This is a genomic window from Larsenimonas salina, from assembly GCF_023736155.1.
GTDB lineage: Bacteria > Pseudomonadota > Gammaproteobacteria > Pseudomonadales > Halomonadaceae > Larsenimonas > Larsenimonas salina.
On sequence record NZ_JAMLJJ010000001.1, the window covers coordinates 947,050 to 970,777 of the forward strand.

A 23,728-nucleotide genomic window follows, 5' to 3' on the forward strand; every position below is an offset into this window, starting at 1 on the left:
GAACGAACACTCAATGTTACACGGCAGAAATGGACCGTGTTATCTCACTCGGCACCTTCCAACCATCACGCTTTTTTAAGCTCGCTATGAAGCTTGAGCACTCGGGCGCCATCCTCTTGCTTGATCAAATACGCCGGGTTGTCTTCACACCCCTTTCGAGTGACCTCACTGCCCTGAAGCGTTCGAGTGACCGTTTCCTCGAACCGCTTGGTGACCTTGCCCTTGGCCCAGTTATCGCCCCACTTCCAGGCCACCCATTCGCGCTGCTTGAATACACCCATGCCTTGCCTCCCTGTCTAATGGCACCGAAAGTATCGTTCACACCCACATCGCTCGCCACGACTCGCTAAAGCCATAAAAGCGCCACGGCCACGACCAGTAGCCCACCGGAAAGACGGTTTTGATAGCGCTCAAACCGGGGCGAAGCCCTGAGCGTCGATGCACCCAGTGACCAGCAAAGATGCGAGGCCAGATTGCAGAGCGTAATGATTACGGCCAAAGCCAGACCGGCTTCAAGTGATTGACTCTGCTCGGCGAACACCGAATACAGGGTTACAACAATAAGAATGTTTCTTGGATTGGCCGCCTGCGCGGCAACCCCCTGCCAGAACCCCGAGGCCACCGCCGGAGAAGCCTGCGTCTCATTCTGAGCAGGCGCACGAGGCGCCCGCCACATCCTGAGCGCAAGCCACAGCATGTAAAGGCTGCCGAGCACCTTGATGATGCCACTGACCTGCTCGAGCTGGGAAAGAACGGCACTTGCGCCAACGGCCACCAGCACCGAATACACAAGGGGCAGTACTTGAAGGCCGCCGATAAACGGCAGGGTGCGTCGAAATCCCTTTGATGCGGCAATACCTACGCACATCAGATTGGCCGGCCCAGGCGAAAACGCCAGTGGCAAATTCACAAGCACGGCAGACAGCACAAAACTCACACAGCACTCCTTATTTGAGTCAACGGACAAAACGTCAAACATCCTTATCTTTGTTTCGTTGATCAAGGCTTTGGATTCTTCGCCGATACCCCGAGTGCAGTACTCAATTCACACGACCTCGTTCAGGAGGGTTGAATGGACTCATCGATCAACGCCATGGTCAATGCATCAGTTGCGCTTCAGCAGCACAACGCGACCCAGGATGCTCAGGCCGGTCTGCTCAAAAAGAGTCTCGACTCGCAGGCCGCAAGTGTGGACCAACTGATGGAAGCGGTTGCCCCACAGCCCCAGCTTGCAACCTCGGGTGATGTAGGCACCAACATCAACACCTACGCCTAAGTGACGCACTCCATGTGTCTGCCGTGACGGATACATGGACCTCACGACAGAAACCGCAGCCCGGCTGCGGTTTTTTATTGAACGCCTTCAGAACGTCGAAGCTTACTTAATCCAATCTTACAAACCATCCAAAACAGCGGTTTACCCTGCCGGTCGCGGCAAAAGCGCGTTGCCTTTTCCTAGTAATTATTTATATTCACGCCCGCTATTGATAACCATTATCAAAGGAACACCGCGTGCGCCTCGAATTCACTGCCCTGCCCCGAGTCCTGTTGACCCCCGTGCTACTGACATTCTCCGGAAGCGGCGTCGCCCTGGCCGCTGATCCGGCCTCGATCCTCGTCATCGATGATCGGCTGGAAGAAAACAGCGTCGTCACCGACGCCGACCTTTCAAGACGTCAGGCCACCGATCTCAACGACGTATTTTCAGGGGATCCAAGCGTCAAAGTGGGCGGCGGCGTGGCGATTGGGCAGAAGCTCTATGTGCGCGGTATCGAGGACACCAACCTCAATGTCACCATTGATGGTGCCCGCCAGGGCGGCTATCTGTTTCACCATACCGGGCGGCTCAGTACCGACCCGGCGCTTTTGAAACGCGCCGAGGTCGACAGCGGCCCAGCCACCGCCGACGCCGGCCCCGGCGCCCTCGGCGGCAGCGTCCGTTTCGTCACGAAAGACGCACAGGACATGCTCGCGCCGGATCAGCGCCTCGGCGCCCGCATCAGTGCCGGCACTGAAAGCGCCTATAACGCCGTGACCGGCGGCACCGCCGTCTATGGGCGTGCAGGCGAGCACCTCGGCATTCTGGGCTACGTCAGCGCGCGCAACAGCGACGACTACACCGATGGTCATGGGCATGAGCAGCCGCGCACCGAAGGCCAGCAACGCGCGTACCTCTTGAAGCTCTCGCTGCTGGAGGCCGGTGACCATGATCTCCGCCTGTCCGCCGAGCGTCGCACTGACCACGGTACGTACCTAACGCGACCGCACATGCCGCTGTTTTCCCGCCAGGCCCCGACCTATCAGGAAATGAACCGGGACACCTACACCCTGAACTACGACTGGCATCCGCTCACGAACTGGCTCGACCTCTCCACCACGCTTTACCACACCACCATCGACCACGAACGTGACGGGGGCTCCCGTGCTCGCGCCCGTGACATCGGCGGTGACGTACGAAACCGCATGCTGTTCGAGACGGGCGCGATCGACCATGAGCTCACAACCGGCGTGGACTATTTCGAAGAAGAAACCGACAACCGCAGTAACGGCGCTTCTACCGGCCCCAACAGCGACGACACCGCCCGCAATCTTGGTCTCTACGTGCAGGATCGAATGACCTGGGGCCGAGTTGGGCTGTCGACCGGCGCTCGGCTTGATCGCTTCGACACCGACTACGGTCAGGCAGGCACGGTCGATGGCAGCGAGCTCTCGCCCAACATCACGCTGAGTCTTCAGGCCACCGACGCACTTCGCCTTCACGCAGGCTATGCCGAGGCCATTCGAGGCGCCAAGACGCGTGAAGTGCTCCTGAATGGTGATGCGATCGCGATTGAAAGCGGGCTCGAGCCCGAAAAGGCCCGTCAGCGAGAAATTGGCCTTGAATGGTTCGAGCAAAGCGTACTGACCGCGGGCGATCGCCTGAGCATTACGCTGACCGGCTTTCACACCGACATCGAACACCTGCAGGCCTATAACCGCCGCGCGACGACGGCCACGCTCTACAATCTGGACGGCACGGTTGAAAGTCGAGGGGTCGAGGCCAGCATCGGCTGGGGCGTGGGCCGCTACGACACCCGCCTGAGCTACACCACGGTCGACCTTGAAGACGCCGACGGAAAACCGCTGGGCGATGCCATGGCAATCGGCGCCTCAACCGGTGACAGCTGGGTCTGGGACCACGAGTATCGGCTCGAGCATGTCACGCTGGGCTACACGCTCAATGCCGTGGAGCGCTTGAGCGACGTTGCTGACGGTGATACCGAAAAGCCGGGCTACGTTACCCATGATCTTCGCGCCCAGTGGCGACCCGCCGCCTACTCGGGCCTGACGCTGACACTTGCGGTCAACAATGTGTTCGACAAGGCCTATTTCGATCAGACCACTTTCGCGCTCGAGGGCAACAGTGCCGTCTACGAGCCGGGACGCGATGTCCGACTGGGCATGAGTTACGCCTTTTAAGTGCAAAGCCATACCGCTTGACGCCCCGCCGGGATCCAATATCGACAAAACGCGTACATGCCGAAGTGCTTGACTACGTATAGACTGACAGACACATTCAGGATTCGAGCCTCCCTTCTGGCTCATCATCAATGGAGTTTGTCATGCGCGATAGCGAACATTCCATGTCGATCCCGGCGCCCTCCTCGCGTACCTTGAGCCCGGGCGGTGGTCTTTTGGCCTGGCTAGGCCTCAGTGCGCTCGCACTTCTTGTAGGCGCTGTTGCCTCGGTTGATGCCCGCAGTCTCTATGAGCAGCTCCAGCAACCCGGATGGGCACCGCCGGGCTGGGTCTTCGGCCCGGTCTGGACCACGCTTTACATCCTCATGGGCTTCGCGGCCTGGCGAGTGTGGCGCATCGGTGGGTTTGCTGCCCGCAATGGCGTCCTGACGCTCTACCTGGTTCAGCTTGGCGTCAACATGCTCTGGAGCTGGCTATTTTTCAGCTGGACGATGGGGCTTGCCGCACTGGCCGATGTGGTCGTTCTGTGGATGCTGATTTTGGCTACGTTGATCGGCTTCTGGCGCGCGGATTGGCTCGCCGGGTTGCTTATGGTGCCGTACCTGGCCTGGGTAACGCTTGCAACGGCGTTGACCGCCTGGGTCTGGTCCCACAACCCCTATATTCTGGGATAAGCTCTATTCTGAAATGAATTCCATTCTGGAATGGGTTGTCTGGCTCGAGCTGCATTTTTCGGGCCTGACCGAGCCTTTTGGGTCTGCCTCAGTTTCTGGGTGCGCGGCGCCATCGCGCACTCATCTTTCTCTTACAAAGCCCTCGCTTCTCATTCGAGAAAAGCCCGTGTCGACCAATTTTCATTAACCGAATACAAAAGATTCCTGTTACTCTAATTGAAGGACAACTGAACGAGATTATTCAAATGCCCACTGACTACGGATACCGTCTCAAGGCACTGAGAGAAAAACTAAAGATCTCACCCGATGAATTTGCAAACATGGTAGGTATCTCACCGGATCTGGTGATGGAAATAGAACAAAAGGCTCGCCCGGTGCCGGTAGAACTCAAATCCCGCGTCGCGTTTACACTACCAGAATACTCGGTCTGGCTCGTGACCGGCGTAGCCGACCCCCGTTTCGGTCAGATCGGTGTCGTGGAGTCTTGATTCGAGAGTCGCTTTCTTTCAAACGCTATTGAGTGATGTATCGAAAAATCAGGCCTCCCGCATTACGCGCTTCGTTTCCACACGCAGCGCTCTGCCACCACACCCCGCCTGCAAAAACAGGGACGCTCAATGCGTCCCTTTTATGGTTAGTGTTTTGTGCTTGACCTCCGCTGCCTCAAAACTCCTTCGGCACGTTCGCAGGCACTTCCGGCGGCTCGACCGGATCAATCTCAGGCGGCTGGGTCGGCTCGATTTCCGTCGGCTCTTCCGGTTCGACCTCGGTCGGCTCGACCGGATCGACCTCGGTCGGCTCGACCGGATCGACTTCCGGGGGGGCCGTCGGGTCCATGTCCGGCTCAGGCTCCTGAGGATCAACCTCAGGCGGCGGATTGGGGTCGGTGTCCGGCATGTCGTCCGGATCGATTTCAGGCTGAGGCTCCTGCGGCTCGATCTCGGGGCCCGGTTCGGGCGGCGCTTCCGGCGGCGACTGATCGGGGTCGATCGGCGGTGGGGTCGTGGGGGTAGGATCGGTAGGCAGTGTTGCGCTGTGCAATATCATAGTCGTTCTCCTGGGTGGTACTCACACGTCAAGATCCTTTTGAACCACACCAAGGCCCAAGCGGCCGCCTCCCACACCGGTGCCTTGGTCTATGAATCGAGTCTATAAACGAACCGGGCGAACAAACGCATCAGCGGCCAATAATGCGTATGCAGGCGTCGGCCGACACCTTCATCCTAGTTCAGATTCGATCCCACATTCACTTGGCGCCCCACAAAAAATAAAGGCCCAACCAGTCAAGCGCGCTGCCGCCACCGCATCTAGACTGTCACTACCCTTTCAACATATTCGAGGTTCCAAGGATGGATCTACGTCAAGCACTGGTGATGGTACTCATCGGGTCGTGTGCACTGGCCTACAGTCAATTCAAGAGCTTCCAGGGCAAGCGCAAGCTGCGGCAGCTGTCTGAAAAAACGATGGCGGATAATTAATCAATCCACGCCCCGCCTGAGCGAGGCACAGGGCACGTTCAACCCGAGCGCTGTAACCGTCACTGCCTGGCAATCCAGTCGTGATCCGGGTCGCTCTGGAACTCCCATTCCCGTGTCGGCCCGGCCATGACGTTCAAATAGTAGAGTTCGTAACCGTGGGGTGCACCGACCGGATGATACCCCCGGGGCACCATCACACAGCAGCCATTTTCCACCGCCATGGTCTCGTCAAGCGAGCGGTCATCGGTATAGACCCGCTGAAAGGCGAACCCCTGCGACGGGTTCAAGCGGTGGTAATAGGTTTCCTCGAGCAGTGATTCCTTGGGAAGGTTATCGTACGTGCGCATTCAAGGAGTGGGTGGGTAACGACCATCCAGGCGGCTTCTTTAAGTCATCCCTCGATTGCCCTTGCCCGAAAACAGCAACCCCACGGCCTCGCCGCCGATCAGTGCGGCGCTGTCGAGATCGAACGGCAGAACCCATAGCCGATGCGTTGGTGAAAACTCGAACGCCTCGAGCGCGCGGTCAAACATTGCATGGGCGGGGTAGATCAGAGCCACGTCGCCGTGGCCCTTCAAATAACGATGGCCGTAGGCGAAGAGCTGGTAGATGTCCGATTGAGAGAGGCCGTAGTTGGTCGCGTCGTGGGCGAGGCGCTTCCATTTGGTGTCCAGCACCCAGCGGCGCGCGCCCTGCTCCACCAGCAGGTCCGGGCGGAGCTGAAAGAGGTTACGGCCCCGGTGGCGGCAGAGCCAGGCGCCGGTGGCCTGCGTGTGTACGCGGGTGCCCGGCGGCGCGGCGCGCTTCAAGTGGTGGGCAACGTACTGCTCGAAGAGCTGCTCCATCGGGAACAGCAGGCTCATGCCGTGATGGTGGCCGGCCACCGCGAGCGGCAGGGTCTTATCGAGAATGAGCTGGCACCACGGGCGCACGGGCTGGTAATGCGCCATTAGGCGGTCGGTGCGCCAGGCGTTTGAATCCGTTTTTACATCCCGGCTTGCCGGCACATCAGAAAGCCTGTGTCGAAGCTCTTGGGCCAACCGCCAGTTGTCACTCGAGCGGGTGGCGGTGCAGACCCGCTCTAGCGCGCATTTGAGCAGGCGGTTTTCCGGCCGGTTCGGGCTGAACCGGTCGTGGCGCAGGCGAAAACGATGCGCCCTGCTCGGGGGCTGGCGCATCTGGGCGGCAACATCGAGCTGGCCGCGAAGAAACGGCTGCTCATCCTCGATGCGCTCATAGTCAAAGCGCACGCCGCGCTGCACCAGCTCATCCAGCGCCACCAGAAACCGGTGCATGACCCATTCCGACAGCGGCGCCTCGAACAGTTCAAGTTCGGCGGCGCCGACTTCGCGGGTCGAAAGCTCGAGCGAGGACTGAATCATGCGACGAAGCAGCTTTCGGCTCGGGGCCGCACCTTCTGCGTCATGCACGTGCTTTGGGAGGATTTCGAGGCAGGTGCCGCAGGGGGTTTCAAGCACGCCGACGTAATTATCGAGCCGCAGCCAGCGCCGCCCGTCGACCTGCACCAGGCTCGCCCCGCCTCGCCCGAAGGTGCTGTTGAGCTGGCACAGCCAGTCGAACGCTGAGGGCGAGACCTGAGCACGATCAAACGTGGGGGTGTCGACCGGTTCCGTGGTGAGCCGGGCGTACTCCCTGACCGTGATGCGTGTCACGCCGGGCCTGCCTCATTGGGGTCAGAGTGATCACTCAAGGGCGGGCGCGCATTTAGAATACCGGCGTAGGCCTCGCGTCGCTCGAACGCGCCATCGTTGACCCGCCAGATGATACGCTGGCCCGGCAGGTTCGCCGCCTCGCCAAAAAGCGCGTGAACGTCGTGTTCTGCCTGGGTCACGAAGCGGTCGGAAGCCGGCTTTCGGTGGTCGTTGAGCACCCACAATGCGCTGCCAGTCATCGAAAAAATATTCCTGCAACAGCGGCAGGATTTGAGTGCGAACGATCAACGCCAGTCGATCAAGTTCCGGCGCCTCAATCAGCGGCATGAAGTAGGCGTGCCCCAGGCAGTGGTCACGATTCAGCAGTACCTCAATGCGCTGATTCAGGGTGCGAAGCATGTCACCCACATTGATGCCTGCCACGGTCACGTGATCCAGAAGCTCGGGGCGCGGCGGCATCTCCCGGAAGACGAAGCGGCGCCGAAGGGCGATATCCAGCCCGGAAAGCGAGCGGTCGGCGGTGTTCATGGTGCCGATGAGATAGACGTTGCCGGGGACGCTGAAGAGCTCTTTTGAGTACGGCAGAACCACGGACAGCGCCTCCTCGGCCTCGGCCCGCTTACTCTGCTCGATCAGGGAAATAAGCTCGCCGAAAATGCGCGAGACGTTGCCACGATTGATCTCATCGATGATCAGAACGAATTTTTCCCGCCGGGCGAGATCGGCTGACGGCGCCTGATAAGGGGGCAAACCGCACGCGCGGGTTAGATATAGAAGAACACCCTCGACGTAGGAGGCGCTGTAGATACCGCCCTTGTTGCCGGTTTGGTAGTACTGACGGACCAGCTCCAGATTGGCACGGTACCCATGCTCGTTTGACTGAGAGCTGTGCGGGAAAACCTTGACCGTATCCCCACCTGAATAGAACGCGGTAAAGGGTTTCCCCTGAATGGTCTGCATTTCCAGCTGGCCGTCGTTCTCTGCTGCCAGCTTCCCCAGGCGCGCCAACGCCTGATCGAAGGGGTCATCGGCCTCGGCGCGGCCAAGCCGTGCCCGCTCACACAGCCGTTTGAAAATACCCGACTCCACCTCGTAGCGAAGCTGCCCCTCGCTTGAAGTGGCTCTCAAGCCCTCGACGAAATCTTCATAACTCACGCTCTGGTGAAAGGTGACAAACGCCACCTGTCCGCGCTCTGTGAGAGCATCGAAGCGGGCCTTCAAGGCCGCGCGGTCGTTCCGGTGCGCCTCAAAATAATCGGCGTCCAGGATGTCAAGGGCGGCCTCGATGGTGGTGTGTGTCTTGCCGGTGCCGGGCGGGCCGAACAGAATTTGATTGAGCGGCACGGGTCGATCAGACATCAAGGGCTCCTTTCGGTCATACGCTTTGGGCCAGCGCCCTGCGCGGCCCACCTGCTGTTCATCTCGAAACGCGGCGGCGAATTCCGCACGTTCAAACCGCGCGATCAGCGCCTCATCCAGCACCTGCCAGCCGTCATCCGCGCCTGCAACGCGCTTGTTCAGCTTGAGCAGGATCTGGCTGTTTCGAGCATCGATGTTGGCCAATACCGACGCCGTGCCCTTCTCCAGGTCATTGTTTCGCCCGACCCGAACAGGGCCCTCTTGAGCCGATGTGACGGTCCACCAGTCCCACCCCATGCGGTGCGTGGCCATAAGCAACCGATTGAATCTCTGCCGCTGCATCGCATCCTGAAGGGCCGCGCTCAAGCGCGGTACATCCTCGAAGTAGCGCCACAGTTGCTCGGCGTCGTCCGATGGGGCCATCGTGTTCTCCTGAACCTGTCTTTTGTTGGTGGCGTTTACCGCTCCCCGACCTGGCACCCTCATCTACGGCACCCTGCGTCACGCAGCACCCTCGTCTGTCTCGCATATAAGGCAGACGCCCTCTTAGTGTAAGGAGCCTCCAGTAAGTAACGATCGTTAAATTAGATAAAAATTAAAAAAACCGCCACAGGCGGCCTTACCAGCTTGACCGAGGCAAGGCCGAGGCAGCACTCTTGCCAGACGACCATCAGCGATCAGTCGTCGTGAATGGCTCGTTGACCCCCGACAAGAGACTCCCGTATGCCCAATGCCTCACGGCCGTCTTCGACCCCCACTGTAGAGCCTTCGACATCTGCCTCATCTGCAGGCATTGCTCATATCTGTGATCTTCTTGATCGCGTGGCAAAGAAGGATCGCCAGGCCTTTGCTTGCCTCTACGACGCCACCTCGGCGAAACTTTACGGCACGGTGCTGCGTATCTTGCAGGACAGAGGCAGCGCCGATGATGTGCTGCAGGAAGCCTACGTAAAAATCTGGCAGCAGGCTGCGGTCTTCGACACAACGCGCGCGTCGCCCATCACCTGGATGGTGGCCATTGCCCGCCACCTGGCCATCGACGAATTACGGCGCCAACCCAGGGGCGTGCGGGAATCCGAGGACGTTCTGGAACACGCACCTGACGAAGGCCTTTCTGCGCAGGAAGTGCTTCATCAGGAACAAAACGCCCGACGCCTGCATCAGTGTCTCAACACGCTTGAGGAGAATCGACAGGACATGATCCGCCTCGCGTATCTGGAAGGCTGGTCCCGGGCGGATTTGGCCACCCATTTCGACCAGCCGGTAAATACCGTCAAGACATGGTTGCACCGTGCGCTTAAGCAGTTAAAGGGGTGTTTGGCATCGTGACTGAAAACGACACGCTTAACATGCTGGCCGCCGAGTACGTACTGGGCACCCTGGATGCGGATGACCGGGCAGACATCGCCAGGCGGCGTCTGCAAGAACCTGATCTGGACGCGCTGATTCTTGCCTGGGAGGCGCGCCTCGCCCCCCTGAGCGAGGAGGCTCTGCCGGTTTCCCCGAGGCCCGAGCTTCGAACTGGCATCGAGCAGCGTATCGATGCGCTCGAAGCCGAGGCCGCACGGCAGCAGACAGAACACTCACCGATTCACTGCTCAACGCAGCCAAGACAGCCAGAATTACACCCGCCGCCCGATTCCCAGATCGAGGCGCTTCGGCGCCGACTTGCCCGCTGGCAGTGGAGTACCGGCCTGGCCTGTGCCGCTGCCCTGGTTTTGGCCGTGATCCTTGCAAGCCCACTGGGCAACGCACCCAGCGACCCCTCGTTTGTTGCGGTATTTCAAAAGGATGACCGGCAGCCTGCGTTCATGCTGTCCGTCGACCTTTCCAACAGACAGCTACACGTGCGGCCGGTCTCCGCCGAGCCGGTAGCGGGAAAGTCCTACCAGCTGTGGATCAAGGATGACGCACTCGGGCCCACGCCCCGTTCGCTGGGCGTGCTCAACGACGACCTGAGTCTGGATACCCGCACGATGAGTGAGTACGACCCGGCACTGCTCAAGCGAGCAACCTTCGGGATCAGCATCGAACCCAGCGGCGGCTCCCCCACTGGCCAACCTACCGGCCCGGCCATTCACGGCGTTCTCTACCCGACCGGCCAGCCGGAAGGCCAACACCTATAATTTTTTCAATCGGCCTGAAACCCGACGCCCCCCTCTTACGTATCTATCAACATCCTCACTTGAGTCATAAGGCTTGAATGAGGAATGACACGATAAAAAATGATGGACCAAGGAGCGAAAGATGATGAACAAGCTGATGGCAAGTGCATGTGTATCCGTTTCTCTGCTCGCCGCGACCAGCCTTGCACAGGCAGGCGACCATAAAGACATGCACCCCGGTGTTTGGGCCGATGATCAGTCCGTTTCAAGCGGCACCGTGACTGCAAAGAAAGTGATGGCTGATGAAAACGGCTGGCTGGTCGTGCATCGCACCAACGAAGACATGAAACCAGGCCCCGTGGTCGGCCATGCACCGCTCAAGAAGGGGAAGAACAAAGACGTTGCCGCAATTCTGACCGAAGACGTCAAACCCGGCGATCACCTAATGCTGATGGTGCATAGCGAAGAAGGCGGCATGAAAACCGGCGTCTTCGAGTACACCCTGGGCGCGAAAGAAGACGGCCCGATCAAAATGGATGGCAAATTGGTGCAGAAAGTCATTACCGCCGAGTAACGTCCAAAGCGCTCGCGCTTGATGACGGGGCCGCCAAGCGGCCCCGCGTCGTTTGGACTTCCCCGAAACACTCGGCCTGGAACTGTCACGATTTTCATCGTCGAGAATATTTCGGGCTTGGACCAAACAATGTCAGCCACGATCACATTTCATTGGGACCCGATTAGACAACAAATGGCAGAACACGCGGGTGGCTGATCGCCCGGCCCACTCAATCGATGGAAAACACGTTGATAGCAGCATTTGAAACATGCTCAAAAGCTATCGATATACTGCATCTCAAGCTTCAGATCTCCGCCATAGTTACGTCAGTATACGAGCCCAAACGGTCGAGAACATGACAGCGCTACGCGGACTTCTGGGGCATTCGTCACTATCGATCACTAGCCACTATTCACACATGTTCGATCAACGACTGGATGAAATCAGGGGGGCGTTACCAGGCTTTTTCGTGATCAGTTGCGATCAAACCGTAACCAAGTCAGAAAATGAAGGTCGAAATAGGGGCAAGAACTAGATAAGTAACTGATTCGAATGGTGGGCCCAGCAGGACTCGAACCTGCGACCAAGGGATTATGAGTCCCCTGCTCTAACCAACTGAGCTATAGGCCCTTACAGAAAGGATGCGTATGATACCCAATGAGGGTCGAGGACGCCAACCCGTTATCGCAGCAAACAGGAGTTTTTATGCGCATCAAATCAATGGGATGGGGCTTGTGTCTGATGCTTGCCGCAACCGGTGCCCAGGCGGCGTGGCAGATTGAGCCCGGTACGAGTCATGCCCAGGCGGAAGTGACGCATGACAGCCGTACGGATACGGTCACGCTTGACCGGCTCGGCGGCACCATTACCGATGAGGGGCAGCTGACGGTGCCGCTTCAGTACAATCAGCTCGATATTGTTCGAAACGCCAATATCCCGACGTGGCTCAAGGACAAGACCAACCAGCGCATGGCAACGCTTGAGACCACCATCGACCCTGATTGGCTGAATGACTTGAATATCGGTGAGACAGCGCACCACCGCATCGCGCTCGAGACCAAGGATCAACGCTATACAACGCGTGATCATGTGCCGATCACGATCACCCGAAACGACCGCACGCATTACCAAGTGACGACCAGCGAGTCCGTCGAGATCAAGACACAACCTTTAATGGAAGAGCCCAATGCACAGTTGATCATGAGCCTTCTTGGATACCGGAGCCTGGGAGATACCATTCCCTTGAGCCTGAACGCGACGCTTTCTCAGCAATAAGCCATAAAGGCTTACCAATCAAAAAAGCCCCGCCAGTCGGCGGGGCTTTTTGTTACTCAAGCACAAAGCGATTTATGCGTCCCAGTCTGGAGCCATCGAGGGATTAGCAATGCGTTCGCCCCAATTCAGCTCATCGATGCGGGTCATGTCATCAGCACTGAGCGAGATGCGAATGGCGTCAAAATTGCTCTGTTGGTGCTTGGGCTTGCTGGACGATGGAATGATCGCGATGTCGCGCTGCGAGAGCCACGCAAGGGCCACATCAGCGGCGGTCGCGCCATGCTTGTTACCAATGTCCTGTAGCACTTCATCGTCCATGACCTTACCGCTGGCAAGCGGCATGAACGCCGTGACCTTGATGCCTTTTTGTTCGCAGAAATCCACCAGCGCACGGTTGGCAAGATACGGATGCACCTCGACCTGATTGGTCACGATATGCTTGCCGGCGGGCAGGGTCAGCGCCTTTTCAAGATGGGCGATGGTAAAGTTCGAAACGCCAATCTCTCGCGTCAGACCCCGCTCGCACGCCTGATTGAGCCCATCGAGGTAGGTCTCCATTGGTACGTCATCGTTGGGTGACGGCCAGTGAATCAGGGCCAGATCGACGTGATCAAGCCCCAGGTGCTCCAGGCTCTCTTCGAGCGAGGCCTCAACATCCTCAAGGCGGTCATACCAGATCTTGGTGGTGACGTAGATATCCTCACGCGCGAGGCCACTGTCCTTGATGGCACGCCCGACGTCACGCTCGTTTTCGTAAAACGCAGCGGTATCGATGTGCCGATATCCGATCTCGAGCGCTTGCTGTACAGCCTTGTAGGCCTGTTCGCCGGTTAATCTGTAGGTACCAAATCCGATGGCGGGAACCATATCATCACTCCCTGAATTGTGTGGTATCGAATGAGCTTAGGGCGCCGATAAAACTTTTCAAGTGGTTAGCCACCTAATAAAGTACGCAGTCAGCGCCAAACGGCATCAAGACTTACAGAAACACCAGGAAAGCGTTCGATGATCAAATGGACACTCGTGGCACTGATCGTTGCCAGCATCTTGTACGTGCATTTTAGAGGGCGCGTCCGTCATAAACCCTTACGCCAACTCTCCGATCACTCCTCCTTCATGGCGCCGATCAATGCGTTCATGTATCTGTTTTCAAGCGTACCGGATCGTCCCTACCACCAGCCGGAGACGTTTCCGGAACTTCACGAACTGACTCGACAATGGGAAGTCATTCGCGATGAAGCCGAGCAGCTCGAGCACCACATCAAGGGGTCGTCGCAAAAGGACGATGCCGGCTTCAACTCCTTTTTCCGGCGCGGCTGGAAGCGGTTCTACCTCAAATGGTATGGCGACAGCCACGCCTCCGCGCGTGAGCTTTGCCCCAAAACCACTGAGATTCTCTCGAACATCCCGAGCGTGAAAGCCGCGATGTTTGCCGAACTGCCGGCTGGCAGCAAGCTGATGAAACACCGCGATCCCTACGCCGGCTCGCTGCGCTATCATCTGGGCCTTCGTACACCCAACGATCAGCGCTGCCTGATCGATGTCGATGGCATCCCCTACAGCTGGCGCGACGGCGAGGCGGTCATGTTCGATGAGACCTTCATTCATTACGCCAAAAATGAGACCGAGCAGGACCGCCTGATTCTATTCTGTGACATCGAGCGCCCCATGAAGTATCGATGGGCCGGCGCATTGAATCGTTGGTTCAGTCGCAACGTCATGGCCGCCGCTGCCGCGCCCAACGACGACTCCGACACCACCGGCGGTATCAATCGAGCGTTCAAGTACATCTATAAGGTGCGAGAGCAGGGCAAACGGCTCAAGAAGAAAAACAGGACGCTCTACTACATCATCAAATGGGCGCTGTTCATCGGTGTCATCGCCTGGATCCTGTTTTAGATGAAGACCGGTTCATTCGCGCCTACCCTGACACACGCCCGGCTGCCCTCTGCACTAAGCGGCACCGGGTTACTGATCACAACGTGGTTCGAACGCGACGAATTTAGCGTCGAGGCGTTCGACCGGCACGGCGTTCACGTGCCGCAGGCGCTTCAGCGCGCAGCAGTCAAGCGTCAGGCCGAGTACCTTGCAGGAAGGCTTTGTGTGCGTCAGGCGCTTGTCGATCTTGGCTACACGCCCGCCATTCCTTTCATGCTCGAAAGCGACGGCCGCCGCCCCTGCTGGCCAATGGGATTTACCGGCGCACTGACGCACAGCCCGATGCTTGCCGGGGCATGGATGGCGCACTCTGACCAGATACTCGCCCTCGGGCTCGATGCCGAGCCTATCATGCCTACAGCCCGCGCAGACCGCCTGGCCCCGGCCATCGTATCCGAGGCGGAACGTGTATGGCTGGCTCGCCACTCAGGCCTTGACCAGGCAACGGCATTGACGCTCGTTTTTTCAGCCAAGGAAAGCCTGTTCAAGGCGCTGAACCCGATCACCGGCGTCGCATTTTACTTTCACGACGCTGAGCTTACCTATCTCTGCCTGGACACTCAGGAGATTAGATTGAAGCTTTTGATATCGCTTTCGCCCGAGTGGCCCGCAGGGCGAGAGATCACGCTCTACTGGCAGTATCAGCGCGATCATCTACTGACCTTTCTCGCCTTGCCCGCCTAGCCCTCAACCTCGGGTTAACAACGCGCTTACCAACACGCCCAGCGCACCTCTAAAGACGCCAAGCACTGTCGTGGCGCGGCTCAAGACAATAAAGAAAACCCCGGTTTCGCCGATGGAGACTCAGTCCGAATGAGTATGTATTCCAGACCGAACCGAGGCAGTCATGCCAGCCATCTTGATGAACGTGCGATGTTGTCCAGCGCAATACCCATCAGGGGGGATACCGGTCTCACAAAGCGCCTGCCCATGGGCTCGAGCGAACGCCGCTCGCTTATTATTTGAAACGGTGAGGCGCCCATGACAGTTACTACACGGCTTGTGATCGGTATGCTCCTGCTGCTGCTGGCATCTCAGGCCGCAATTTCCGTGTCGGCACTCTCTCATTATCGCAGCCAATTGATTGAAGAGGCGCAGACACGGCTCCAAAAGGCCGCTCAACTGGTAGGCCGAGAGATCGACCACGAAGAGCGTCAGCTTCGAGCCCAGGCACAGCAAGGCGATCCTTTAGAGGAATTACCCGGTAACGATATCGTCCTGACACTCGACCCGCAGGGCACTATCGGCACCAGCACGCTTGCCGCGCTTGCGCCCGGTACGGCGTTTCCCTATACCGCGCTCTGGCAGCGGGCAACGGCGGAAGGCAGCGCGAGCGCCATCGTTCAAACCCCCGGTGACCACCTCTATCTTCTGCGCGTCACCCCGGAATCTGGCGGCCCTCACTGGCGCGTACTGGGAAGCCCCATCGAGCAGGCATTCATCGACCGCCTCAGCACGCTCAATGGTATGGACATCACCTTGTTGACCCTTGATGACGCAGGCGTAGAACACGTGCTGTTTTCAACGCTTTCCGATGAATCAAGCGCCCTCGATGAGCCGCTTAACATTACTCAGGTGCTATCGATCGGGTACTCGGCAAATGCACAGGTTCAGGCGGTTCTCAGTGTGTCACGGGAGGATGCCCTGGCCCCCTTCCGCTTCATGAAGTACCGGCTCGCGGCCATGTTTGCCGTCGCCTTGAGCCTGGCCATGATGATCAGCTGGGTCACCGTGCGAACACTTGGCTACCCTATCCAACGCTTGAACGATGTCGCTCGTCAGATCAGCGAAGGTCAGTACCGCCCTACCGAACGCCCTCTACCCAAGGGGGGAGATCTAGGCGCACTGACTCGAACTCTTCACATGATGCAGGAAAAGCTTGATCAGCGCGCCACGCAACTCTTGCATCGCTCCCGCCAGGATCACCTGACCGGGCTGCCCAATCGGCAGTCAGCCGAGGCCAAGGTCGAACAGCTGATCGAAGAGAATATTCCCTTTACGCTCAACCGGTTTTGCATCAACGACTTCAAGCGCATCAACGACACGTTCGGCTACCTCAATGGCGATAAGGTCTTGATCGAAATCGGCAATCGGCTACGGGATTTGGCCGCCGAACGCGGTTATACCTACCGCATCGGTGCCGACGAGTACCTGTGGCTTTACCCATGCAGCTCGATGGACAAGCCCTGCCTGCGCTCACTGAGTAATGCATTAACCAAGAGCCCGGTTCTCAGCGACATTTCTCCGACCTTCGTTACCGTTTCCGTCGGCCAGTCCTGCTACCCCCGGCATGGGGCCGCGCCAGATGCACTGCTTCGCCGTGCCGATATCGCCCTGAATCAGGCCAAGCATTTGTCGAGCCACTTTCAGGTCTATCAGTCCGGCATGGATGAAAAACACCTTCGCCAGCTGCGCATCCTCAAGGACATGAGCGCCGCACTTGAAAACGATGAGCTCTACATGGTGTACCAGCCCAAGATCAACATGCGCACCGGCCGTCTGGCAGGTGTGGAAGCGCTGGTACGCTGGGAACATACCTCGCTTGGCTTCATTGCGCCGGATGAATTTATCGAGCTTGCCGAACGCGCCGGCACCATCGGCGCTTTGACCCAATGGGTGATCGGACGTGTCAGCCGTCAGATCGCCGACTGGCGCAAACAAGGATTTCAGACCAATGTGGCCATCAATCTTTCCGCCATGGACCTGCTCGACAAGAACCTGCCCAATAAATTCTTGCAGGCGTTTGAGGACAACTGTCTGATTCCAGGCACAGTGTCGGTGGAGATCACTGAAAGTGCACTGATGCAGGACCCGCTCGAGGCAAAGCTGATTCTTGAGCGGCTTCGCCAGTTCGGCCTTGAGATTGCCATCGATGACTTCGGCACCGGCTATTCGTCTCTGTCGCAGTTGCGCCATATGCCGATCGATCAGCTCAAGATCGATAAGTCGTTCATTCTCAATTTGAACACGCAATTCGAGGACGTAATGATCGTACGTTCGATCATTGATCTAGGCCACAACCTCGGCCTGTCGGTTACGGCCGAGGGCGTTGAGAACGAGGCAAGCCTCTCCATGCTGAGCGCCATGGAATGCGAGATCGCCCAGGGCTACTTCTTTGCAAGACCCCTGAAATGCGACGACCTGATCGAGTGGGTCGAGCACTTCGAACGTACCCCCCTGGTCATTCCCAAGTCCACTTTGGCGGGCTGTTCGGGCTGCCCTGACCGCCCAGGCGCCCCCTCCATGTACTCTCGGAGATCGACTTAAGCATGAGCGCGGTAGCTGCGGTACACTGACGCATTGATTAAAACGCCGACAAGGTAACCGCCGTACAGGATCCTCGATGTTTGCACAGCTACTCGCCGTCATGGCACCCGTCTTTGCAGGCGCTGGTGTCGGGTTTTTCTGGGTTAGACTCGGCCAGCCCTACCCCACCGGATTCATCACCAAGCTTGTTCTCAATGTCGGCACCCCGTGCTTGATCATAAGCTCACTGTCCTCAACGCCGGTGGACGTGAACGCCTTCTCCCAGATGGCGGGCGCAACGCTATTGATGCTTGCAGCCCTTGGCGCCATTGCCTTGATTCTGAGCAAGGCGCTCAAGCTTGAATGGCAGGTCATCCTGCCTCCGACGCTTTTTTCAAATACCGGCAATATGGGCCTGCCGGTCATGATGTATGCCTTCAAGGATACCGGGGGCTTCCCGCTGGCCATTGCCATTTTCGTGGTGGTGTCGCTTGCGCAGTTCATTGTCGGCGGATTTACCTCGAGCACCCATCCGATACGCAGTCTGCTCAAGATGCCAACCATCTATGCGATACTGATCGCCATTGGTTTGATGGCATTCGACATCACCCTGCCGCTGTGGCTTAAAAACAGCATCGACCTGCTATCTGGCTTTACCATCCCGATGATGCTGATCACGCTCGGCGTTTCGCTTGCAAGCATCCGAGCGCGCAACTTGAAGGCCGGATTCGCGTTTGCAGCGGCGCGTGTGGTGGTGGCCGGAAGCCTTGCCTTTGGAATCGGGCATCTGCTCGGCCTGCCGGAGCTCGCTCGCCAGATCCTGATCGCGATGATGTGCATGCCAGTCGCTGTTTATAACTACCTCTTTGCGCAAAAGGCTGGCCGGTCGCCGGAATTCGTTGCAAGTTTGGTGCTGTGCTCAACGATCCTGTCGTTTATCTATCTGCCTCTGCTTTTGAGCCTGTTCATGCATGCCGACTGAAGCGTGGCCTTCTGGACATAACATGTTTTGGACATAAAAAAAGCCGCCCGAAGGCGGCTTTTTTAGACGTCGATGGCGCTTACTGCTGCTTCGCCATGGACTGAACCTTCTGCATCAGCTGCGGGTCATTCTGAACCGCCTGACCGATCTGGTTGAACTGTTTCACGTCCAGGTCATTGTCTTTAACGGCTTGGACCATTTCCTTGTTGGCTTTCTGGCGCACTTGCTGTTGCGCGTCCTGATCGTCAGCGCCTTGAAGCTGCTGGGTGTATTTCTGGGAAATACCCGCGATTTCCTTGGAGGCAGAGGCGAAGTTCTCGAGCTGCGAGTCGGAGAAGTTAGGGTTCTGGGTCGCGGACGATGCGGCTGCACTTGAGCTGCTGTTGGTGTCGGCAGCGAATGCCGGCGCAGCGACCGTACCTGTGGCCAGAAGAGTGGCTGTCAGAAAAGCAGTAGTACGTTTCATGGATTCTCCAATCGCTTTTTCATTAAATGTCGGTTGTAAGACGCCAGCTTAGACGATGAGTTCACATTTCATGTGTTACCGCATGCAAGCGTGCGTAACGTTTCAACTAATGTGTGGAGGCGTACCGCAGTACTTTCAATAGCACATGCTTAAATTTGGCCGACACCAACCGATAGATGAGGCAACAACGATACGGAGAATGGCCCATGCGACCGGCAACTCTGGGGCTTTTGATCATTCTGACCTCTTTGGCGCAAAACGCCTGGGCCACGGTGACATTCACCTACTGGAACAACGTCGATCACCACGCAGTGACAACCACAGACAGCGCCTTGATCGCTCGCGCCCGGGCGCTGCCAGTCATCGAGCGACTGACTCTGATCAATCGCGTCGTCAATAATGCTGCCAATCAGACACCGACTCGCCCCAACGAATGGCGCGGATTTTCAAGCCTGATCCGCCATGGGGAAGGCGATTGCGAAGATTTTGCGCTGGCCAAGTATCAACTTTTGAGAAAGACCGGGATTGCCGATGAACGGCTGCGCCTTTATGCCATGAAGGATCAGTTCAGCCCTGCCCTGCATATGGTGCTTGGATACCAAGACAGGAACCAAACGCTGATTCTGGATAATCTGACGCTGCGGGTACTGAGCCTAAAGCAGCGCGATGACCTCACACCGCTTTATAGCTTCAATCAACAACGCGCCGAACGCTGGAATCAGCATGCGTCAACGCCGATCCCCTTGACCAGCCGATTGACGCTTGACGGACAGCCGCTCAGTGAGCGCGCCGCCCGACTGATGGATTATTGATACAGGCGCATTCTCAGGCGGCAAGTGCATCAGTAAGGTAATCACGCAGGCCCGCATTCTTGAACTGATGCTTCAAATACCACAATTGAAGCGGTGATATCGTGCGTGGGCGCATCATGTAAAGCACCTCGGCCATGGTGGGCACGAATGGCTTGAGCAGCAGGGCCATCCCCGCCTCCTCAGGCGTTCGGTTGCTTTTGAGGGCATTGCAGTCACGGCAGGCAGCCACGGCGTTTAACATGGAAAGCTCACCGCCGCGTGAACGTGGCAGCACGTGATCGATGGTCAGGGCCTGGCGGCTCAGCTCACAGCCACAGTAGGCGCAGCGAAGTCCTTCACGGTGCTTGCAGAGCACTCGGTTGAACCCGGTATGCTCGAAGGCCAGAAAGGCCCCTGAAGGCGGGGACACACCGATGACCTCAGGTATGTCGACGAATGACCGGCGCCCGGTCAGTGAGTTGGTACCACCATGCAAGCGGTAACGGGCATCGCCATCGGTCCAGACCACGGCCCCCTCTTCCCGACGCGTCATCAGCATCGTCGCCTCTTCAAGAGTGAGCCAATCGATCGGAATGCCCGATGCATGCAAGCGAAGAATCATGGGACGACGCATAACCACCCTCCTTCATGACAACTACAGCTTGTATCTTTTTATCACGTTACGGTGACACGCGCATGACGCAGGCATCAAAAGATGTGCACAGCATCGGTGGCGCCTTAGTGCTCGAGCGTCTCCAGATAACGTGTACCGCCAAGCTGTCGCATCTGGCCCTGAATCCACACCGCGCGTCGTGATACCCGCGCTGACGGGGCAACCGGGCTCCACGCATCCGGCGCAGGCAGCACAGCCGCCAGCCGAGCCGCCTGGGACGGGGTCAACCGGCTGGATGATCGATTGAAGTAGTGTTGCGAGGCGGCTTCAAGCCCAAATACACCCGCGTCCCACTCGGCGATATTGAGATACACCTCGAGAATGCGCTGCTTTGGCCACAAAAGCTCGATCAAGCCGGTAAACCAGACCTCGAGCCCTTTTCGCACCCAGCTGCGCCCGGTCCAGAGAAAGAGGTTTCGGGCGGTTTGTTGGCTGATGGTGCTGGCACCACGCAACGACCCACCATCGACCCATCGATCAATAGAGGCACGTATTTGCTTGAAATCGATTCCATAATGGAAGGGAAAACGCTGATCTTCCGAAGCAATGACCGCAAGCTTGGCCTGATCCGAAAGCGCGTCATAAGCACGCCACTGGTAGTTCAGCGTGAACGGGCGGCTCTCAAGGCTTGCTGAAATCTGACGCTCGAGCATGACCATTGATCGAGGCGGCGGCACGACACGAAAGACCAGTACAAGAGCGATCGACAGCACCACGAACGTCAGCAGCGCTCGAATCAACCAGCGTTTAAGAAGGGTAGCGACCGTTTTTATGCCTGACATGGGGTCTCGTTATCGCGGTGGACGGTCAGACAGTATACCGAACCGGCCCGTGTCTTCGTACTGCGACACGGGCCGGCCGTTCGATCTCAGGCGCCGCTCAGGTGACGGGCGTGATAATCGAGGTGCTCATCGATGAAACTGGCGATGAAAAAGTAGCTGTGATCATAGCCTGCGCGCATGTTGAGCGTGAGCGGATGATCAAGCTCCTGACAGACGGCTTCGAGCCGGTCCGGTTTCAACTGCTCATCGAGGAAGTTATCGGCCTCGCCCTGCTCGACCAGAAGTGGCTGGCGTGCGGTGTTCTTTCGAACCAGTTCACACGCATCGTATTCACTCCAGCTGGCGCGGTCCTCACCCAGATACGTCTGGAAGGCGTCAACGCCCCACTGGCACTCGGTCGGGTTCACGATCGGTGAGAACGCAGAGACAGAGGCATACTTGCCCGGGTTCTTGAGCGCGCATACAAGCGCACCATGACCGCCCATCGAATGGCCGCTGATGGACTGAGCCTCCGTCACATTAAAATGTTCACGGATTACAGAGGGAAGCTCCCGCGTCACGTAGTCGTACATGCGGTAGTGCTCGGACCACGGGTCCTGGGTTGCATCCACGTAGAACCCTGCGCCGGAGCCAAGGTCGTAGCGGTCGTCTTCGCCGGGCACGCCTGCATCTCTCGGGCTGGTATCCGGGCAAACGATGATCAAGCCAAGTTCTGCGGCCTTGCGCTGGGCACCGGCCTTCTGCACGAAATTCTGATCCGTGCAGGTCAGCCCCGAAAGCCACCAGAGAACCGGCATCGCGGTGTCTTCGTTGCCAGGCGGCAGGAATATGGAAAAGGTCATGTCGCCATCGACACTTTCGGAGCGATGCCGATAACGCAGTTGTCGTCCACCGAAGCAGCGGTGTTCGTCTAGGCACTCGAGCTGAGTGGTCATGGTAGCCTCCTATGCGACAACGGGGCCGAAAGGCCCCGTTTCAAAAAATGCTCGACGGACCTTAGTACGTCAGAACCGTACGAATGGCTTCACCGTCGTGCAGCAGACGGAATGCCTCGTTGATTTCTTCATGCTTCATGGTGTGCGTGACGAAATCATCGATGTTGATGTTGCCGTTCATGTAATCGTCAACGTAGCCCGGAAGCTCGGTACGGCCCTTGACCCCACCGAAGGCAGAGCCTTTCCAGACGCGACCGGTCACCAGCTGGAACGGACGGGTCGAGATTTCTTCACCGGCACCGGCCACACCGATAATGATCGATTCACCCCAGCCCTTGTGGCAGCACTCAAGCGCGGTACGCATGACATTGACGCTACCGATGCACTCGAACGAATAATCGACGCCACCGTCAGTCATGTCGACCAGGACTTCCTGGAAGGGGCGATCGTAGTCGTTGGGGTTGATGCAGTCGGTTGCACCCAGCTGACGAGCGAATTCGAACTTATCCGGGTTGATGTCGATGGCGATGATGCGGCTCGCCTTGGCAAGATGCGCGCCCTGAACGACCGACAGGCCGATCGCGCCCATACCGAAGACCGCAACAGTGGCACCCGGCTCAACCTTGGCGGTGTTACGAACCGCACCGATACCGGTCGTGATACCGCACCCCAGCAGGCAGACCTTATCAAGCGGCGCTTCCTTGCTGATCTTGGCAAGCGATACTTCCGGTACGACGGTGTACTCGGAGAAGGTGGACGTGCCCATGTAGTGATGAAGCTTCTTGCCATTCAATGAAAAGCGCGACGTGCCATCCGGCATGACGCCCTTACCCTGCGTTGCGCGAACTGAGCTGCACAGGTTGGTCTTGCCGGACAGACAGAATTTGCACTTGCCGCATTCTGCGGTGTAAAGCGGGATGACATGGTCGCCCGGAGAAAGCGAGGTTACGCCAGGGCCGACTTCTTCGACCACACCGCCACCTTCATGACCCAGGATGGAGGGGAACAACCCTTCCGGGTCCTTACCGGACAACGTGAACGCGTCAGTGTGGCACACGCCGGTGGCAACGATACGCACCAGCACTTCGCCTTCCTTCGGACCTTCAACGTCGATCTCGGCGATTTCGAGCGGCTTGCCCGCTTCCCAGGCGATGGCTGCACGGGATTTCATAGTGTTCGACTCCACATTACCAATAAATAGCGTATAAAGTACCGGGCCTCGCAGCCGGGCGATGGTACAGATGCCTCAGTGTAGGCAAAGATGCCTCACTAAAGAAGACGTTGACTGTCATAATAGTATTGCCGCTCAACAACAATACGCAGGACTTTTCTGTAG

25 protein-coding genes, 1 tRNA gene and 1 pseudogene are annotated in these 23,728 nt (G+C 58.0%); 14 read left to right on the forward strand and 13 right to left on the reverse strand.

Annotated features, from left to right (window positions below; all coding sequences use genetic code 11):
• Positions 1–65: 65 nt before the first annotated feature.
• Positions 66–281, reverse strand: coding sequence for a hypervirulence associated TUDOR domain-containing protein (locus NAT23_RS04485; protein ID WP_251925999.1), 216 nt, complete (start codon positions 279–281; stop codon positions 66–68).
• Between the two features lie 65 nt (positions 282–346).
• Complete coding sequence (locus NAT23_RS04490) at positions 347–937, reverse strand: LysE family translocator (protein ID WP_251926001.1); 591 nt, start codon at positions 935–937, stop codon at positions 347–349.
• 135 nt (positions 938–1,072) lie between these two features.
• Here NAT23_RS04490 and NAT23_RS04495 point away from each other — a divergent pair, with 135 nt between their 5' ends.
• From NAT23_RS04495 to NAT23_RS04510, 4 genes are all read left to right on the forward strand, one after another.
• Positions 1,073–1,276, forward strand: a complete 204-nt coding sequence (locus NAT23_RS04495) for a YjfB family protein (protein ID WP_251590872.1) — start codon at positions 1,073–1,075, stop codon at positions 1,274–1,276.
• A 236-nt stretch (positions 1,277–1,512) separates the two neighbouring features.
• Entirely contained in the window at positions 1,513–3,459 is a 1,947-nt protein-coding gene (locus tag NAT23_RS04500; RefSeq protein ID WP_251926003.1) for a TonB-dependent receptor domain-containing protein, read from the forward strand.
• Between the two features lie 143 nt (positions 3,460–3,602).
• Entirely contained in the window at positions 3,603–4,133 is a 531-nt protein-coding gene (locus NAT23_RS04505; RefSeq protein ID WP_251926004.1) for a TspO/MBR family protein, read from the forward strand.
• Positions 4,134–4,378: 245 nt separating this feature from the next.
• Positions 4,379–4,621 carry a helix-turn-helix domain-containing protein gene (locus NAT23_RS04510; RefSeq protein ID WP_251926005.1) on the forward strand — a complete coding sequence of 81 codons (243 nt, stop codon included), beginning with the start codon at positions 4,379–4,381 and terminating at the stop codon, positions 4,619–4,621.
• Between the two features lie 175 nt (positions 4,622–4,796).
• On the opposite strand, the gene NAT23_RS04515 is transcribed toward NAT23_RS04510, so the two are convergent.
• Positions 4,797–5,180: a hypothetical protein gene (locus tag NAT23_RS04515; RefSeq protein WP_251926006.1), complete on the reverse strand. Its 384-nt coding sequence runs from the start codon at positions 5,178–5,180 to the stop codon at positions 4,797–4,799.
• Between the two features lie 302 nt (positions 5,181–5,482).
• Between NAT23_RS04515 and NAT23_RS14730 the strand changes: the two genes are divergently transcribed.
• The gene (locus NAT23_RS14730; RefSeq protein WP_286009904.1) at positions 5,483–5,611 is read left to right on the forward strand and encodes a hypothetical protein; all 129 of its coding nucleotides are present in this window, start codon (positions 5,483–5,485) and stop codon (positions 5,609–5,611) included.
• A gap of 59 nt (positions 5,612–5,670) precedes the next feature.
• Here NAT23_RS14730 and NAT23_RS04520 read toward each other — a convergent pair.
• The 3 genes and pseudogenes from NAT23_RS04520 to NAT23_RS04530 form a co-directional block, all read right to left on the reverse strand.
• A pseudogene (locus NAT23_RS04520) lies at positions 5,671–5,946 on the reverse strand (5-deoxy-glucuronate isomerase); the annotation flags it as partial.
• Positions 5,947–5,997: 51 nt separating this feature from the next.
• Entirely contained in the window at positions 5,998–7,284 is a 1,287-nt protein-coding gene (locus tag NAT23_RS04525; protein WP_251926007.1) for an McrC family protein, read from the reverse strand.
• Between the two features lie 30 nt (positions 7,285–7,314).
• The gene (locus NAT23_RS04530; protein ID WP_251926008.1) at positions 7,315–9,066 is read right to left on the reverse strand and encodes an McrB family protein; all 1,752 of its coding nucleotides are present in this window, start codon (positions 9,064–9,066) and stop codon (positions 7,315–7,317) included.
• 300 nt (positions 9,067–9,366) lie between these two features.
• Here NAT23_RS04530 and NAT23_RS04535 point away from each other — a divergent pair, with 300 nt between their 5' ends.
• From NAT23_RS04535 to NAT23_RS04545, 3 genes are all read left to right on the forward strand, one after another.
• Positions 9,367–9,972, forward strand: a complete 606-nt coding sequence (locus tag NAT23_RS04535) for a sigma-70 family RNA polymerase sigma factor (protein ID WP_251926009.1) — start codon at positions 9,367–9,369, stop codon at positions 9,970–9,972.
• A complete protein-coding gene (locus NAT23_RS04540) occupies positions 9,969–10,769 on the forward strand; it encodes an anti-sigma factor (RefSeq protein WP_251926010.1) in 801 nt (266 codons plus the stop codon). The genes NAT23_RS04535 and NAT23_RS04540 overlap by 4 nt, the downstream gene beginning before the upstream one ends.
• 121 nt (positions 10,770–10,890) lie before the next feature.
• On the forward strand, positions 10,891–11,322 hold the full coding sequence (locus tag NAT23_RS04545) for a DUF7282 domain-containing protein (protein WP_251926011.1): 432 nt from the start codon (positions 10,891–10,893) through the stop codon (positions 11,320–11,322).
• Positions 11,323–11,857: 535 nt separating this feature from the next.
• On the opposite strand, the gene NAT23_RS04550 is transcribed toward NAT23_RS04545, so the two are convergent.
• Positions 11,858–11,934, reverse strand: a tRNA-Ile gene (locus NAT23_RS04550).
• Positions 11,935–12,009: 75 nt separating this feature from the next.
• On the opposite strand from NAT23_RS04550, the gene NAT23_RS04555 reads away from it, so the two are divergent.
• Positions 12,010–12,579 (forward strand): hypothetical protein, encoded by a 570-nt coding sequence (locus NAT23_RS04555; protein ID WP_251926012.1) that lies wholly within the window; start codon positions 12,010–12,012, stop codon positions 12,577–12,579.
• Positions 12,580–12,651: 72 nt separating this feature from the next.
• On the opposite strand, the gene dkgB is transcribed toward NAT23_RS04555, so the two are convergent.
• Positions 12,652–13,446 carry a 2,5-didehydrogluconate reductase DkgB gene (dkgB, locus tag NAT23_RS04560; RefSeq protein WP_251926013.1) on the reverse strand — a complete coding sequence of 265 codons (795 nt, stop codon included), beginning with the start codon at positions 13,444–13,446 and terminating at the stop codon, positions 12,652–12,654.
• 138 nt (positions 13,447–13,584) lie between these two features.
• Here dkgB and lpxO point away from each other — a divergent pair, with 138 nt between their 5' ends.
• The 4 genes from lpxO (at position 13,585) to NAT23_RS04580 (ending at position 18,745) form a co-directional block, all read left to right on the forward strand.
• Complete coding sequence (gene lpxO, locus NAT23_RS04565; RefSeq protein ID WP_251591018.1) at positions 13,585–14,478, forward strand: lipid A hydroxylase LpxO; 894 nt, start codon at positions 13,585–13,587, stop codon at positions 14,476–14,478.
• A complete protein-coding gene (locus NAT23_RS04570) occupies positions 14,479–15,201 on the forward strand; it encodes a 4'-phosphopantetheinyl transferase family protein (RefSeq protein WP_251926014.1) in 723 nt (240 codons plus the stop codon). It begins immediately after the preceding gene.
• Between the two features lie 297 nt (positions 15,202–15,498).
• Complete coding sequence (locus NAT23_RS04575; RefSeq protein ID WP_251926015.1) at positions 15,499–17,784, forward strand: putative bifunctional diguanylate cyclase/phosphodiesterase; 2,286 nt, start codon at positions 15,499–15,501, stop codon at positions 17,782–17,784.
• A gap of 76 nt (positions 17,785–17,860) precedes the next feature.
• On the forward strand, positions 17,861–18,745 hold the full coding sequence (locus NAT23_RS04580; RefSeq protein WP_251926016.1) for an AEC family transporter: 885 nt from the start codon (positions 17,861–17,863) through the stop codon (positions 18,743–18,745).
• A 79-nt stretch (positions 18,746–18,824) separates the two neighbouring features.
• Here NAT23_RS04580 and NAT23_RS04585 read toward each other — a convergent pair whose 3' ends face one another.
• Positions 18,825–19,211 (reverse strand): DUF4168 domain-containing protein, encoded by a 387-nt coding sequence (locus NAT23_RS04585; RefSeq protein ID WP_251926017.1) that lies wholly within the window; start codon positions 19,209–19,211, stop codon positions 18,825–18,827.
• A gap of 206 nt (positions 19,212–19,417) precedes the next feature.
• Here NAT23_RS04585 and NAT23_RS04590 point away from each other — a divergent pair, with 206 nt between their 5' ends.
• Entirely contained in the window at positions 19,418–20,023 is a 606-nt protein-coding gene (locus NAT23_RS04590; protein ID WP_251926018.1) for a transglutaminase-like cysteine peptidase, read from the forward strand.
• A 13-nt stretch (positions 20,024–20,036) separates the two neighbouring features.
• On the opposite strand, the gene NAT23_RS04595 is transcribed toward NAT23_RS04590, so the two are convergent.
• The 4 genes from NAT23_RS04595 to NAT23_RS04610 all read right to left on the reverse strand — a co-directional run bounded on the left by NAT23_RS04595 (position 20,037) and on the right by NAT23_RS04610 (position 23,563).
• Entirely contained in the window at positions 20,037–20,636 is a 600-nt protein-coding gene (locus NAT23_RS04595) for an HNH endonuclease (RefSeq protein WP_251591038.1), read from the reverse strand.
• Between the two features lie 104 nt (positions 20,637–20,740).
• The gene (mtgA, locus tag NAT23_RS04600) at positions 20,741–21,457 is read right to left on the reverse strand and encodes a monofunctional biosynthetic peptidoglycan transglycosylase (RefSeq protein ID WP_251926019.1); all 717 of its coding nucleotides are present in this window, start codon (positions 21,455–21,457) and stop codon (positions 20,741–20,743) included.
• Between the two features lie 86 nt (positions 21,458–21,543).
• The gene (gene fghA, locus NAT23_RS04605) at positions 21,544–22,392 is read right to left on the reverse strand and encodes an S-formylglutathione hydrolase (RefSeq protein WP_251926020.1); all 849 of its coding nucleotides are present in this window, start codon (positions 22,390–22,392) and stop codon (positions 21,544–21,546) included.
• 61 nt (positions 22,393–22,453) lie between these two features.
• Entirely contained in the window at positions 22,454–23,563 is a 1,110-nt protein-coding gene (locus NAT23_RS04610; protein ID WP_251591044.1) for an S-(hydroxymethyl)glutathione dehydrogenase/class III alcohol dehydrogenase, read from the reverse strand.
• Positions 23,564–23,728: the final 165 nt, after the last annotated feature.

Excerpts from the sequence above, each read along its gene's own strand:
- NAT23_RS04485 (WP_251925999.1), bottom strand. The coding sequence starts at position 281 with ATGGGTGTATTCAAGCAGCGCGAATGGGTGGCCTGGAAGTGGGGCGAT.
- NAT23_RS04495 (WP_251590872.1), top strand. The coding sequence starts at position 1,073 with ATGGACTCATCGATCAACGCCATGGTCAATGCATCAGTTGCGCTTCAG.
- NAT23_RS04505 (WP_251926004.1), top strand. The coding sequence starts at position 3,603 with ATGCGCGATAGCGAACATTCCATGTCGATCCCGGCGCCCTCCTCGCGT.
- NAT23_RS04510 (WP_251926005.1), top strand. The coding sequence starts at position 4,379 with ATGCCCACTGACTACGGATACCGTCTCAAGGCACTGAGAGAAAAACTA.
- NAT23_RS04515 (WP_251926006.1), bottom strand. The coding sequence starts at position 5,180 with ATGATATTGCACAGCGCAACACTGCCTACCGATCCTACCCCCACGACC.
- NAT23_RS14730 (WP_286009904.1), top strand. The coding sequence starts at position 5,483 with ATGGATCTACGTCAAGCACTGGTGATGGTACTCATCGGGTCGTGTGCA.
- NAT23_RS04530 (WP_251926008.1), bottom strand. The coding sequence starts at position 9,066 with ATGGCCCCATCGGACGACGCCGAGCAACTGTGGCGCTACTTCGAGGAT.
- NAT23_RS04535 (WP_251926009.1), top strand. The coding sequence starts at position 9,367 with ATGCCCAATGCCTCACGGCCGTCTTCGACCCCCACTGTAGAGCCTTCG.
- NAT23_RS04545 (WP_251926011.1), top strand. The coding sequence starts at position 10,891 with ATGATGAACAAGCTGATGGCAAGTGCATGTGTATCCGTTTCTCTGCTC.
- NAT23_RS04555 (WP_251926012.1), top strand. The coding sequence starts at position 12,010 with ATGCGCATCAAATCAATGGGATGGGGCTTGTGTCTGATGCTTGCCGCA.
- dkgB (WP_251926013.1), bottom strand. The coding sequence starts at position 13,446 with ATGGTTCCCGCCATCGGATTTGGTACCTACAGATTAACCGGCGAACAG.
- lpxO (WP_251591018.1), top strand. The coding sequence starts at position 13,585 with ATGATCAAATGGACACTCGTGGCACTGATCGTTGCCAGCATCTTGTAC.
- NAT23_RS04570 (WP_251926014.1), top strand. The coding sequence starts at position 14,479 with ATGAAGACCGGTTCATTCGCGCCTACCCTGACACACGCCCGGCTGCCC.
- NAT23_RS04575 (WP_251926015.1), top strand. The coding sequence starts at position 15,499 with ATGACAGTTACTACACGGCTTGTGATCGGTATGCTCCTGCTGCTGCTG.
- NAT23_RS04580 (WP_251926016.1), top strand. The coding sequence starts at position 17,861 with ATGTTTGCACAGCTACTCGCCGTCATGGCACCCGTCTTTGCAGGCGCT.
- NAT23_RS04585 (WP_251926017.1), bottom strand. The coding sequence starts at position 19,211 with ATGAAACGTACTACTGCTTTTCTGACAGCCACTCTTCTGGCCACAGGT.
- NAT23_RS04590 (WP_251926018.1), top strand. The coding sequence starts at position 19,418 with ATGCGACCGGCAACTCTGGGGCTTTTGATCATTCTGACCTCTTTGGCG.
- NAT23_RS04595 (WP_251591038.1), bottom strand. The coding sequence starts at position 20,636 with ATGCGTCGTCCCATGATTCTTCGCTTGCATGCATCGGGCATTCCGATC.
- mtgA (WP_251926019.1), bottom strand. The coding sequence starts at position 21,457 with ATGTCAGGCATAAAAACGGTCGCTACCCTTCTTAAACGCTGGTTGATT.
- fghA (WP_251926020.1), bottom strand. The coding sequence starts at position 22,392 with ATGACCACTCAGCTCGAGTGCCTAGACGAACACCGCTGCTTCGGTGGA.
- NAT23_RS04610 (WP_251591044.1), bottom strand. The coding sequence starts at position 23,563 with ATGAAATCCCGTGCAGCCATCGCCTGGGAAGCGGGCAAGCCGCTCGAA.